The sequence below is a fragment of the Rossellomorea aquimaris TF-12 genome (genome assembly GCF_001648555.1).
GTDB classification, from domain to species: Bacteria; Bacillota; Bacilli; order Bacillales; family Bacillaceae_B; genus Rossellomorea; species Rossellomorea aquimaris.
Window position 1 is genome coordinate 264982 of sequence record NZ_LQXM01000026.1, and the last position, 12882, is coordinate 277863.

11 protein-coding genes and 1 pseudogene are annotated in these 12882 nt (G+C 34.1%); 9 read left to right on the forward strand and 3 right to left on the reverse strand.

Features of this window, described 5'->3' with window-relative positions; all coding sequences use genetic code 11:
* Positions 1 to 273 precede the first annotated feature (273 nt).
* The gene (locus IQI_RS09260; RefSeq protein ID WP_064092363.1) at positions 274 to 1176 is read left to right on the forward strand and encodes a chemotaxis protein; all 903 of its coding nucleotides are present in this window, start codon (positions 274 to 276) and stop codon (positions 1174 to 1176) included.
* A 126-nt stretch (positions 1177 to 1302) separates the two neighbouring features.
* On the opposite strand, the gene IQI_RS09265 is transcribed toward IQI_RS09260, so the two are convergent.
* On the reverse strand, positions 1303 to 1770 hold the full coding sequence (locus IQI_RS09265) for a YkyB family protein (protein WP_231893405.1): 468 nt from the start codon (positions 1768 to 1770) through the stop codon (positions 1303 to 1305).
* Between the two features lie 223 nt (positions 1771 to 1993).
* On the opposite strand from IQI_RS09265, the gene IQI_RS09270 reads away from it, so the two are divergent.
* Positions 1994 to 3544, forward strand: coding sequence for a Ppx/GppA family phosphatase (locus IQI_RS09270; RefSeq protein WP_064092364.1), 1551 nt, complete (start codon positions 1994 to 1996; stop codon positions 3542 to 3544).
* A gap of 317 nt (positions 3545 to 3861) precedes the next feature.
* Positions 3862 to 5967 carry an RNA degradosome polyphosphate kinase gene (locus tag IQI_RS09275; protein WP_064092365.1) on the forward strand — a complete coding sequence of 702 codons (2106 nt, stop codon included), beginning with the start codon at positions 3862 to 3864 and terminating at the stop codon, positions 5965 to 5967.
* 115 nt (positions 5968 to 6082) lie between these two features.
* Here the strand turns inward: IQI_RS09275 and IQI_RS20850 are convergent.
* A pseudogene (locus tag IQI_RS20850) lies at positions 6083 to 6289 on the reverse strand (hypothetical protein); the annotation flags it as partial.
* Between the two features lie 253 nt (positions 6290 to 6542).
* Between IQI_RS20850 and IQI_RS09285 the strand changes: the two are divergent.
* The 6 genes from IQI_RS09285 to IQI_RS09310 all read left to right on the forward strand — a co-directional run bounded on the left by IQI_RS09285 (position 6543) and on the right by IQI_RS09310 (position 12553).
* Positions 6543 to 8636 (forward strand): sensor domain-containing protein, encoded by a 2094-nt coding sequence (locus IQI_RS09285; RefSeq protein ID WP_082892645.1) that lies wholly within the window; start codon positions 6543 to 6545, stop codon positions 8634 to 8636.
* Positions 8637 to 8807: 171 nt separating this feature from the next.
* Entirely contained in the window at positions 8808 to 9026 is a 219-nt protein-coding gene (locus IQI_RS09290) for a hypothetical protein (RefSeq protein ID WP_064092366.1), read from the forward strand.
* 133 nt (positions 9027 to 9159) lie between these two features.
* Positions 9160 to 9927, forward strand: a complete 768-nt coding sequence (gene fadH, locus IQI_RS09295) for a 2,4-dienoyl-CoA reductase (RefSeq protein WP_064092367.1) — start codon at positions 9160 to 9162, stop codon at positions 9925 to 9927.
* Positions 9928 to 10210: 283 nt separating this feature from the next.
* Complete coding sequence (locus IQI_RS09300) at positions 10211 to 11434, forward strand: EAL domain-containing protein (protein WP_064092368.1); 1224 nt, start codon at positions 10211 to 10213, stop codon at positions 11432 to 11434.
* A 150-nt stretch (positions 11435 to 11584) separates the two neighbouring features.
* Positions 11585 to 11824: a hypothetical protein gene (locus IQI_RS09305; protein WP_064092369.1), complete on the forward strand. Its 240-nt coding sequence runs from the start codon at positions 11585 to 11587 to the stop codon at positions 11822 to 11824.
* A 225-nt stretch (positions 11825 to 12049) separates the two neighbouring features.
* Positions 12050 to 12553, forward strand: coding sequence for a DUF3993 domain-containing protein (locus IQI_RS09310; RefSeq protein ID WP_064092370.1), 504 nt, complete (start codon positions 12050 to 12052; stop codon positions 12551 to 12553).
* A gap of 90 nt (positions 12554 to 12643) precedes the next feature.
* Here the strand turns inward: IQI_RS09310 and IQI_RS09315 are convergent, their stop codons facing one another.
* Positions 12644 to 12877, reverse strand: coding sequence for a glutaredoxin family protein (locus IQI_RS09315; protein ID WP_064092371.1), 234 nt, complete (start codon positions 12875 to 12877; stop codon positions 12644 to 12646).
* Between the last annotated feature and the right edge of the window lie 5 nt (positions 12878 to 12882).

Sequence of the window (12882 nt, forward strand, 5' to 3'; positions counted from 1 at the left end):
CCTTCATCATCTGGCACACAATGGTTGACAGAGCCTTCGAGATTGTGTGATTTATACTAACAACCATCTTTGCGAAAGAGACTAATTTTATTCGTAAATTTCATGCTAGAAAGTTGATTTGAGAGGAAGAAGCATCTTTACTGAGGGAAAACATCATTAACGAAAAGAACATTGTACTAAGAGCCTAAAGAATTGTCTTATTTGTTCGATATAATAAAAGAGTAGATTAAGAAAAGTTAAAATGGTTATTAAGATTGGAAGGAAGAATACATAATGAATGAGTCAAAAGGGATATTACTAGAAAGTGGTACAAACGAACTTGAAATCGTTGAGTTTGAAGTTGGAAACAATAAATTTGGAATTAATGTTATTAAAGTGAAAGAAATTATACAACCTACACCAGTAATTCCTATTCCACACTCACATCCCCATGTAAAGGGTCTTATTCAATTGAGAGGGGAAGTTCTCCCGGTTGTTGATATGGCTAAGGTCCTTGGGGTAATAGGTGATGAGTCTCCACAATCAAAATATATTGTAGCAGAGTTTAATAAACAAAAAGTTGTGTTCCACGTTCATAATGTAACTCAGATTCATCGAATTTCATGGAACCAAATTGAGAAACCGTCAGATATGTATTCGGGAATTAATTCAGGAATTATTGGAGTTATTAAAAGAAACGAGTCAATGATTCTTCTGTTAGACTTTGAAAGCATTATGGTGGAAATCAATCCAGAGTCAGGAATTCATGTTGATCAAGTAAAGAAATTGGGACCAAGAGAGAGAAGTAATAAACAGATTGTTGCTGCTGAGGATTCTCCTTTACTACGAAAACTTTTAAGTGATACACTTGGTGCGGCTGGGTATGAATCGGTTGAATTCTTTGAAAATGGCTCTGACGCCCTACAATATCTTGAATCACTTGTTGATTCAGGTAAAGCGATAGAAGACTCTGTACAACTAGTTTTAACAGATATAGAAATGCCTCTAATGGATGGACATCATCTAACAAAAAGAATTAAAAGTAATTCGAAATTAGAAAAATTGCCTGTCATCATCTTTTCTTCTCTTATTACAAATGATCTGAAGCATAAGGGTGAAATGGTAGGTGCTGAAGACCAAATAAGCAAGCCGGAAATCGCAGAATTAATTTTAAAGATTGATAAATATATTCTTTAGTTAACGTCTTTCCAATTCGTTCTATCTTCATGTAGAGTTTAATAAAAAAAGCCTGCCGGATTTGAATAAATCCGGCAGGCTTTTGTAGTTTAGGAATATGCTTTAAAGCAGTAAAATATTTCGGTATTAAAAGAAGCTATCTCCCAGTTTTTTAAATACAGGTTTTTGATAACTGTTTTTTCCTTGTTTCCTATGGTTGTCATCGTTTTCCGTTATTCCAGTATATTCTTCTAAAATCTCTTTCGCTTTTTGAAGGCCCATTTTACATTTAGGGTTTCTCGACGAATGATCAAGTGTTCCTAAATGTGGTAACTCTTTAAAATCTTCTTTGGATGGGGGCATATGAAAGGAATAATCTCCACAATCAATTAAGACATCAGATTGTTGCTGACTAAATTTTGGATTATTAGAAAAATGGAGCCCAACCTTTTTTGCTTTACCTTCTCGTATCATTTTCATTAACGCTTTTTTCTTTAAAAAATAAAGAAATTTCGGATTACCCGCTGTTTTGGCATGTCTATTAACAGTGAAAATGGCTTTTGAGAGGGTGGTTACTGAAGTGGAAGTAGGGGTATATTTACTAGTATTACTCAAGCATAAGTCTCCTTTCATATTGATAGTATGTCTATTATAACTTTTTTTTGTATGAATGGAAAGGTTCGACATTTATATTGTTTGAAAAATGGAACTTTTTCTACTATATTTTTTAATACCATCTTTAAAACAAATAAAGTACATTTTAACATATTGTATTGCTAAATTTGAAGGTATCTTATAAAGGCACTTTTAGTGCTTAAAGAAAAGAGGTAAATTCGGCATGGGCTTGCATCAACATAAATCTGCAATTATTGACGTTGGTTCTAATACAATAAGGCTCGTTATTCATGAACATTATATAAATGGTCAGTTCAAAGAAATTGAAAATGTTAAGACAGTTGCCAGGTTAAGAAATTATTTAGATGAATCAAATTACTTAACATCAAAAGGAATAAATGTATTGTTGGAGATTTTAGTTAATTTTAAAGAAGTTGCAGATTTTCATCGGATAGAAAAAATTAGATGTGTCGCTACTGCTACCATCCGTCAAGCCAAAAATCAAACTAAAATAGTAGAATCCGTCTTTAAAAAAACAGGGTTTCAAATGGAAATACTCTCTGAAAAGCAAGAGGCCTATTATGGTTATTATGCTGTAGTCAATAACACTCCAATAGATACAGGAGTAACAATCGATATAGGGGGAGGAAGCACAGAAATAACCTATTTTGAAAATAAGAAAATGATTTATTTTCACAGTTTTCCATTCGGTGTAGTTTCATTAAATCAAATGTTTACAGGAGAAGACCCTTTAACTGACGATACAGTAAATAAATTAAAGAAATTCCTCATTGATCAATTTTCTACTTTAGATTGGTTAAAGGATAAAAGGGTTCCTATTGTCATGATTGGTGGAAGTGCAAGAAATATTGCACAAGTTCATCAGCATAGAGTAGGATATTCAATTGCTGGTGTGCATCAATATCAGATGAGTGGAGAGGAACTGGCCACCTTACGTAGTGATCTCTTGTATTTGTCAGCTAGTGAGTTAAAAAAAATTGAAGGACTTTCAAGTGATCGATTCGATATTATTTTACCTGCTTTAGAGGTTTTCTTTCATCTTTATCACTATTCCCAAGCTTCTTTTATTATGTTTAGCCGGAAGGGATTGCGAGATGGAATAGTATTAGATGAAATGGAAGAAACTGTAAAACGTCCTTGGGATACAACTGAAATCATTGAAAATAGTATAAAAGAACTTGAACATGATTATTCTATCAATCCTCAGCGGGCTGAGCATTCAGTTTATTTAACCGAATCGTTACAAATACAGTTTAGTAAATTAGGAATTTTGGATGATCTTCCACATCAACTTAAGCTGGTACGGATGGGAGCGTATTTGTATTATTTAGGTAAGTACATTGATGCTGGCTCCAGCAGTCAACATACCTTTTATATTATTGCCAACCGTTCGATTAATGGCCTATACCATAAAGAAAGAATAAGTTTAGCTTGTTTGGCGTCATTTAAAAGTAAGTCAACTCTATTTCACTATTTAACCCCTTTTACGAGTTGGTTTTCTAAAGAAGAGATGAAAAAACTACGTGAATGGGGAGCTTTGATTAAGCTTGCCTACAGTCTCAATACAACAAAGAGAAAAATTGTAAAGGAAATTAAAGTACAAATGGATGATCAAAAACAAATCAACATTCATGCCTTTTGTAGCGGACGTTATTTACCAGAAAAATATCAAGTTGAAAAGCAGAAGAAACATCTTGAAAAAGCTTTAAAGCTCAATATTAATGTCCATTTTCATTTACTGGAATTTATTTAACACACTCTTTTTTTCTTTAATAGGATAAAAGTAGGGTTGTTTCTTATTTAAGGATTTTTTTGAAAAATTGTTACTATTTTAGAGAAGATCATAGTAGTTGATCTACGTTCTGCTGTTGTGTATCGTAAATATTTATATTTTTCACTATTAAGCTCTGTCTCGAAATTATCATCTAGGCACGTACTGATTGTCAGAGCCATTGGCAAAAACACGTATTAAACCAACAATCTTTGCGAAAATAGATTTTTTATAGAAATTATTAATCTGTAAATGATACTTCTAGAAAATTCTTTTATGGAAAGGCAGGGGTTTTAGGGATGAATGGTATAAACTTTGGTTCTCCAGATTTTTATAACAACCGGGAACTAAGTTGGTTGGCTTTTAATGAACGGGTTTTGCAAGAAGCAATGGATTCTTCCAATCCGCTTTTAGAACAAATGAAATTTTTAGCCATCTTTAGCTCGAATCTAGATGAATTTTTTATGGTCCGTGTAGCCGGCTTAAAGGATCAGGTTAAAGCCGGTTTTCAAAAACCTGAGAATAAAGCCGGTATGACACCAAAGAATCAGCTATTATCCATCTCTGAGAAAAATCACGAGTTAGTCAAGCTTCAATATCAATGCTTCAATCATGATGTGATGCCATACCTGAAAAGGGAAGGGATATCTCTTTTAAACAGAGAAGAGTTAACAGAAGAACATTTACATTATTTAGAGAAGTATTTTGATAACCAAATTTTCCCTGTTTTAACTCCAATGGCCGTAGATGCATATAGACCATTTCCTATGTTGTTAAATAAAAGTTTAAATTTAGTCGTAATGCTTAATAATGTAAATCCTCAAGATGAGCTTGAGGATGAAGGACAAAAATTAGCACTTGTACAAGTTCCTTCAGTTTTAGATAGATTCATTCATTTACCATCACATCCTGAAGAAAACTGTTTTGTTTTACTTGAGGATGTGATTAAATGCTTTATAAACAAAATTTTCAAAGGGCATAAAGTACTCTCAGTCGGTGCTTTTAGAATTACTAGAAATGCAGATATGACAATACATGAAGAAGGTGCAAGAGACTTACTTCTTGAAATTGAGAAAGAGTTAAAAAAGCGCAAGTGGGGCGCAGCCGTTCGCCTGGAAATACAAGAAGGTGAAATGGAAGGTGCAGTATTGAACTATCTTCTGAACGAACTGGAAATACATATGAAAGATGTATATAAAATAAATGGACCATTAGATTTAACCTTTTTATTTCAATTTGTTGGATTTTTAAAGGACGGAAAAGATTATTTATCTTTTGATCCCTTTATTCCACAGCCCCCAAAAGACCTCCAGCCGGGTGAAGACTTATTTGAAAAAGCCTTACGTGAAGATCTGTTTTTCCATCATCCATATGAATCCTTTGATCCAATTGTTGATTTGGTGTCAGAGGCTGCAGATGATAAAGATGTTCTGGCTATTAAGCAAACGTTATATAGAGTAAGTGGAGATTCGCCTGTGATCAAAGGATTAAAAAAGGCAGCAGAAAATGGAAAGCAAGTAACGGTGTTAGTAGAGTTAAAGGCTCGATTTGATGAAGAAAATAATGTGCAATGGGCCAAGGAACTTGAAAAAGCAGGGTGTCATGTGATTTATGGAATGAACGCCTTAAAAACCCATAGTAAAATTACGTTGGTTGTGAGAAGGAAGAACGGCCATATTGAAAGATTTGTTCACCTTGGTACAGGAAATTACAATGATCAAACAGCAAAGCTTTATACCGACATGGGGTTAATAACATCTAAACGAAAATTTGGAATAGATGCCACCAATTTTTTTAATTATCTAAGCGGCTTTACTGAAAAACCATTTTTTTATCATTTAGTAGTGGCTCCATTTGATATTCGTGATGAATTTATTGCTTTAATTGAAAAAGAAATTTCCTGCCACCAAAAAGATGGAACTGGTCATATCATCGCCAAATTTAACTCTTTAACTGATAAGGAAATCATCATAAAGTTATATGAGGCTTCTTCTGCAGGGGTAAAAATAGACCTTATAGTTCGAGGAATCTGCTGTTTGCGCCCGGGCATAAAAGGCATAAGTGAGAATATACGTGTCATTAGTATCGTTGGCCGTTTTCTAGAGCATACAAGAATATATTATTTCCACCATAGTGGGGAAGGGAAGATGTATTTATCTTCTGCGGATTTGATGACGCGAAACATGGTGAAAAGAGTTGAAATTCTATTTCCTATATTTCAAGGGAATATCAAGAAGAGAATATCAGACATCCTTGCGATTACACTTTCAGACAACGTTAAAGGAAGATATCAGGATTCTGATGGAAATTACCACTATGTAAGGAGAAGTGAGCAGGATAGAGTAATAAATAGTCAGCAGGAACTATTAGAATCTTCTTATCAATTAATAACGGATATAGAATAAATAACTAAGACTTACCCAATTGTAGTTATGAATTGGGTAAGTCTTTTAATTATCTTTGAGGGTAAATGTTAATATTCTCTGTAACAGGATTTGGTGATCCTTGATAGTTTGGCCCATATGGCGAGTAAGCAGGGGGAGGACCATAGCCATAAGGTGGGTATGGTGGATATGGCGGATAATAAGGTCCATAAAACGGTCGATTAAAGAAGAAAGGACTGATAGCCAATCCTGCTAAACCTCCTGCTAAAAAAGGTAAACCGAAAAAAGGGAAAAAACGTTGATTCCTTCCTACGTGGGGCTGGTAACTACGATAGTAAGGCATAATGTGCTGTTGATACATAAACGAACCTCCTCTCTATACATATCAGTGTATGGTCAAAGGTAAATCCCTGCGCCTGTCTTAATATAGGATGGGCATAGTAATTAATACAGTGAACATAGGTCTAAAGTATTAAAAAATGAAAAAAAGTTTGAATATTCTTATATGAATATAGGAAATGTTAGCAATAACTAGTAAAATATATGTAGGATGAAAATGACAGAAAAATAGAGAAGGCAAAAGGGATGACGAATCCATGAGATTAACTGATACGAACAAAGACTTTCACACTGAAAATGAAAAGCTAGACTCAGTTATTAAAGAACTTATATTAGATTATATACATGACATGATATTTATCATGAAGGTGGAGAACGGAAATCAATTCCGATATGCCTATATTAATGAATCCGCCATCCATTATACGTCAATTAAAAATGAGGATATGGGAAAGCTATTAGAGGAAGTAGTCTCTACTGATTTAGCTAAAGAGCTACAAATTAGGTATACGGAGCTCGTACACTCAGGAGTTAGTATTACGTACCAGGACGAACTGGAACTTTCTACGGGAAAACAGGTAGTAAATGAATCAATCTTAACTCCTATTAAAAATGATCTGGGTGAAGTCGAGTATGTAGCTTCAATTACTAGAGATATTACGGAAGCAGTTAACGAGAAGAAGATGCTTCTAAAGGCAAAGGAAAGGTATAAATCAATAATTGAGCATAATTTAGATGCCATTTTTATTTTAGACTCCAATGGAATTATTAAAGAATCTAATGGGGCAGGGTGCCAACTAACAGGATATTCAAAAAAGAAGTTAACGAATACAAGCATTTATGATCTGTTTCATTTCCAAAATAAAAACGCAATTAAAGAGTCTGTTAGAAAAACGTTAGTAGGAACTCCGACAACATTAGAATATTGCCTTTTACGAAATAGTTTGGGACAAGAAAAGATTACACATCTTAAAACCGTACCCATTGTCATTAATGAAAAATGTGACGGCTGCTATATCATTGCTAAAGATGTGACAGAGCATCACGAACAAAATGAAATCATTCATTACATGGCTCTCCATGACCAGTTAACTGGTTTATGGAACAGAAAAGCATTGGACGATCATATCCCATTAATGATTCATAACATGGAAGAACACGGTAAAGAACTTTCGGTACTCTATTTAGATTTAGATCGCTTTAAATTTGTAAACGACACCTTAGGTTTGAAAGGTGGAGACCGTTTTCTAATAAAAATAACCAAGCGTTTAATTACTCTCACCAATGATGAATGTTTACTGTATCGTCAAGGCGGAGATGAGTTTATTTACTTGCTGAAAAATAGTAGTTTTGAAGAAACGAAAGAAAAAGCAAAAGAAATATTAAATCTGTTTGCTGAGGCTTTTACAATTGATGGCCAGGAGTTTTATACCAGTCCTTCTATCGGCATAAGCCGATATCCAGCAGATGGATATGACTCTAATTCACTTATTCAAAAAGCAGCACAAGCATTATTTGAGGTGAAAGAAAAAGGAAGAGCTCATTTTCGGTTTTATCAGACCCATATGAAATCAAGTTTCCCCAACTATATTATTATGGAGTCACATTTAAGGAAAGCGATTGAAAAAGAGGAACTCTACATTCATTATCAACCACAAGTGAACTTATCAACGGGAACGATTGAAAGCTTTGAAGCTTTAATACGTTGGAATAATCGCAAATTTGGCTTTGTATCACCAGCACAATTTATTCCTTTGGCAGAGGAAACAGGGTTGATTCATCAAATTGGAGATTGGGTACTTGAGCAAGTCTGTATTCAATTACAAACATGGAGACAAAAGGGCTATCGAAATGTTCGTGTGGCTATTAATATTTCTCCAAAACAATTTTTGCAAGAAGAATTGGTTGATACAATCGATTATTACTTATCTTCGTATAACATCCCTGCCTCGTGCATAGAAATTGAAATTACAGAGGGAGCAATGCAGGATACACAGCAAACGTTAAAAATGTTGAAAAAGTTAAAAAAGCTTGGAATTTTTATTTCTGTTGATGATTTTGGTACTGGATATTCTTCTTTGAATTATTTAAAGCGATTTCCTATTGACATTCTAAAAATCGACCAATCCTTTGTTCGCGAAATCGGTTTGAATCAAAAGGACTCGGCGATAACGACCACAATCATTCACCTGGCTCATAGTTTAGGGCTCGAGGTTATTGCAGAAGGGGTAGAAAGGGAAGGGCAAGTTCACTTTCTTAAGGAAGCGAACTGTCAAAAGGCACAAGGGTTTTATTTTAGCAAACCAATTTGTCCTAGAGAAGTTGAAGAACAGCAATTTGTAGTTATGTAACCAAAGGCAGAATTACTAAACTCGTATAATAAATTGCTCATAATGTTTGACACAGTTGTTACAATGACTTATTTTAAGGTGAGGAGAGTAATAGGTTCATAGGTGTAAAGAAGTTTGAGTGAATTCGGCGAATGAACCATAGATCCTAATGCTTTACAAAGGAGAGGGATTATGAAAAAGACAAAACAAATGGAAATCCTATTTCTCCCTACCGAAAGAGGAACAATTAAAGTGTATGTTTATGGCTTTAAGTCTCCTCGATCTTTAGGTCAAGTTCTTGTTTCATTTAATAATGTTTCTGTTGAAGCAAAAGGATATAAGAGAAATAAAACGATTGTTAAGGCACTGGCACAATTACATGAAACGATTGTGAATAACCCGGATAGTTGATTATATTAGGCTGATTTTTTAAGAAGTTATTATTTTCTTAAAAGTCAGTCTTTTTTTCTGTTAAGGATAGCTAAAGTTAAGATAGATGTGATAAAATAATGAGTGAATATTCATTCATTAAGGGGGAGAATTTATGTCTGAACAGCAAGTTGTCATTGTTACGGGTGGATCAAATGGTATGGGGAAATATATGGCGAAGCATTTTGTAGAAACAGGTGCAAGTGTCGTAGTGACTGGAAGAAATGAGGAACGACTTCTAGCAGTAAAAGAAGAATTCTCATCTTTAAAAGGTAAAATCGAGACTTTTCAAATGGATGTTAGAGAGTCAGAACATGTAAAAGCTATGGTGGAATTCACCCTAGAAAAGTTTGGGAAGATAGACGTGTTAATTAATAATGCTGCCGGTAATTTTATTTGCCCAGTTGAAAAAATGACACCAAACGGCTGGAAATCAGTCATAGATATTGTCTTAAATGGCACTTTCTTATGCTCTCACGCCGTTGGGAACTACTGGATTGAGAACAAGAAAACAGGTTCTATCATTAATATGGTTGCTACATATGCATGGAATGCAGGAGCGGGTGTTGCTCATTCAGCTGCAGCAAAAGCAGGAGTTCTTTCATTGACGAGAACCCTTGCAGTGGAATGGGGACATAAATATGGTATACGTACAAATGCCATTGCTCCAGGACCAATCGAAAGAACTGGTGGAGCAGAGAAATTATGGATTTCAGAGGAAGCTGCGAAAAGAACCATTGATAGTGTACCATTAAAAAGACTAGGAACACCTGAAGAAATTGCAGGTCTAGCATTCTTTTTAGCATCCGAGAAGGCTGGGTATATTAATGGAGAATGCGTCACCATGGATGGGGGACAGTGGTTAAATCAATTTCCTTTTTGATTCAGAGAGATTCTAAATCAATAATATATTTTTTAAAAAAGGATGTATTCGTAAACTGTGTTGCTATTGATCATCATCCAGCACACACTGGTTGACAGAGCCTTGGTAAATCATGTGTTTTAATAAAACATCAATCTTTGCGAAAAGAGCATTTAGAATAAAGAACAATGAACATTATAAATGTTCATTGTTTTTTTATTAGGTAGTAAATCACTGGCTACCATCATTAATCATACATTGTGTTATAATTATGCAAAAAGATGAGTAATGGTGGGGAAATTACATGGACGCTTTAGATGTGTTGACTAATATTGAAAGAGTTATACCGTATTTTCAACCAATATTTAGTGCTGATGAACATAGTATTGTTGGATATGAAGTTTTAGGAAGAATAACAAATACAGAAGGTGTAATAGATACTTTAGGTCCGTTCTTTAATGATGAAGAAGTTCCTGATGAATACAAACTCGAAGTAGATGAAAAAATAACTAAATTAGCTCTTCAAAAATTTACAGACGAAGGTCAGGAAGGTTTTATTTTTCTTAATAGAGATGCCAGGTTATTGATGCTTGATCATGGAGAATCACTCTTAACCCTTTTAAAGGAATTTGAGACTAAAGGGTTGAGATTGAATCGTATTGTTTTAGAGCTGTCAGAAAAAACATTTCAAGGGGATTTAGATCAATTAGTTCACTTACTACTATATTACAAGACATATGGAATCAAAATTGCCATTGATAACGTAGGGGGAAACAGCGGTAGCTTAGAGCGAATTTCTCAATTCTCTCCAGATATATTAAAAGTGGATCTGAATTTATTACGAAATGATGCAGGGAATAAAATGTATAAAGATATTTTATATAGCCTGTCTATTCTGGCAAGGAAAATTGGAGCTTCATTGTTATTCGAACATATCGAAATCAATTTTCAACTTCAATTTTCATGGTTAAATGGAGGTAGATATTATCAAGGATACTATTTACAAAGCCCTTCTGCCTCTTTTCTAGATAAGGAAATATTAAAACAAAAGCTTAAAGAGAAATGCCAGGATTATATTCGTTATGAAAAAAAACATCTAGAGGCAGGTTATCATTTTGCTGACTTATTTCATAAAGAGATTAGTCATGAATTAATTCCGTTAAAAAAGCAATGTAATGGATATGATCAGCTATTGTATGAATTGGCTGCTTTTTTCAATGATAAATGCTTTCGATTATATATTTGCGATGAAAATGGATTTCAAGTAACAAGTAATATTGAAAAAGTAAATCGAAAATGGCAAATCCAACCTACATTTAAAGGGAAGAATTGGAGCTGGCGACCTTACTTTTTAGAAAATATCATGCGTATGAGAATGGGAAAAAAAGGTTTACTATCAGACGTATACAGTGATATTGATTCTGGAGAATCCATCAGGACCTATTCCTATCCATTTGGAGATGGCTTGTATTTGTTTATTGATTTATCGTATGAATTTTTATTTGAAGAAGATAGTTTACTCTTTTAAATAGTTGTTAACTAAAACACGCACAGATCGCTATAGCATATGCTCGCTATTTTGTCGTTCTATGTATAAAGCCCTTGAAACTTTCTTGTTGAATATCCTTCTCCTTATAGGGGAAATTATCCCTAAAGACGAATTTAAGGAGGGGATACAATGAGTATCTATATGATTGTACTTTCACTTATCGTTATTGGAATAGCGGGCTATTCATTGGTGTATACATTTAGGATTGCAGGGCAAGAAAAACGATTAAAAGGAGAATATGATACAGATATTCCAGAGGTCGTTAAAGAGCACCCTTATATTCGTAATCCAGTATTCGTATCAATTCTCATTGCTACTATACTGATTACACTATTTATTATTTATAGGTCTATTCGCTATTTAACTTAATTCTGATAAAAACCCGCCTTTCGTTCGTGAATTTTCGAACGAAAGGCGGGTTTTTGGTTATATGTACCAGTTGAATTCATGTTTCAGTGACAAATTAAGTGGGAATTTTACAATTATAATGAAAAACTTGCAATTCTTTGTTACTATTTCGCGAAGGAAAATTTTACTAACAAATTCATTTCATTGCTACAATAATTATACATAGTTTTCTAGGAGGGGAAGAAGATGGTAAAGAAAAAGTTTTTGCTATTATTATTAATCTTAGGTTTAATTTCAGCTTCATGTGGACAGGTTAACCAAACTCAAGCATCCACTTTCGGTGGGGAACAGGCACTTTCACTTGCTGAAAAAGCATTTCATACTCAAGTTTCACTAAGTGAAAAGCCACAATCCAAACAAAAAGTCGTGGATAGCCTTACCCAGTACTTCACAAAAGAAATGACAAACTCTTTTATAAAAGAAAATGTCTATCAAGTAGATGGTGGATACCAAACGTTCGGATCAGATTTTGCATCATATTATATTCCATTCTTTCAATATGACGAGTCAACTCATGTGAAAAAGGCAGATGGGAAATGGTACATATGGGAAGAGCGTAGTGGAGATGAAAAAGGTCCTGTTGCTACCGTTCCTGGTGTCGAAGTGGTCGTTTTATCAGAAGAAGAAGGCACCTGGAAAGTAACTTCTATCACGTACGAACTTCCAGAAAATATTCAATCAGGAGAATGAAAACTCAATAACACGTAAAAGGGGCCAATATAATCGATATAATGGCCCCTTTTATCAATTTGCTTTGATGTTGGTGTAACGTTGACGTTTTTATAAGTGAAGAGCTTTAGATAAAGCTTCAAGATTAAAGCCTGTAATAACTTCCTTATCTACAGTTATAGTTGGGGTAGAATAAGATTTCAAACGATGAATAATATAATCTCTTGCTTCTGAATCCTCCTTTATATTAATTTCTTCAAACGGTATTTTGTTTTCCTTTAAAAACATTTTCACAACCTCACAAGGTGGGCACTCTGGCTGAGAGTATAGAATTACTTGCTTCATGTTTA

What these genes read in the sequence shown, in the direction of transcription:
- IQI_RS09260 (WP_064092363.1), top strand. Translation starts at nt 274, where the DNA reads ATGAATGAGTCAAAAGGGATATTACTAGAAAGTGGTACAAACGAACTT.
- IQI_RS09270 (WP_064092364.1), top strand. Translation starts at nt 1,994, where the DNA reads ATGGGCTTGCATCAACATAAATCTGCAATTATTGACGTTGGTTCTAAT.
- IQI_RS09275 (WP_064092365.1), top strand. Translation starts at nt 3,862, where the DNA reads ATGAATGGTATAAACTTTGGTTCTCCAGATTTTTATAACAACCGGGAA.
- IQI_RS09285 (WP_082892645.1), top strand. Translation starts at nt 6,543, where the DNA reads ATGAGATTAACTGATACGAACAAAGACTTTCACACTGAAAATGAAAAG.
- IQI_RS09290 (WP_064092366.1), top strand. Translation starts at nt 8,808, where the DNA reads ATGAAAAAGACAAAACAAATGGAAATCCTATTTCTCCCTACCGAAAGA.
- fadH (WP_064092367.1), top strand. Translation starts at nt 9,160, where the DNA reads ATGTCTGAACAGCAAGTTGTCATTGTTACGGGTGGATCAAATGGTATG.
- IQI_RS09300 (WP_064092368.1), top strand. Translation starts at nt 10,211, where the DNA reads ATGGACGCTTTAGATGTGTTGACTAATATTGAAAGAGTTATACCGTAT.
- IQI_RS09305 (WP_064092369.1), top strand. Translation starts at nt 11,585, where the DNA reads ATGAGTATCTATATGATTGTACTTTCACTTATCGTTATTGGAATAGCG.
- IQI_RS09310 (WP_064092370.1), top strand. Translation starts at nt 12,050, where the DNA reads ATGGTAAAGAAAAAGTTTTTGCTATTATTATTAATCTTAGGTTTAATT.
- IQI_RS09315 (WP_064092371.1), bottom strand. Translation starts at nt 12,877, where the DNA reads ATGAAGCAAGTAATTCTATACTCTCAGCCAGAGTGCCCACCTTGTGAG.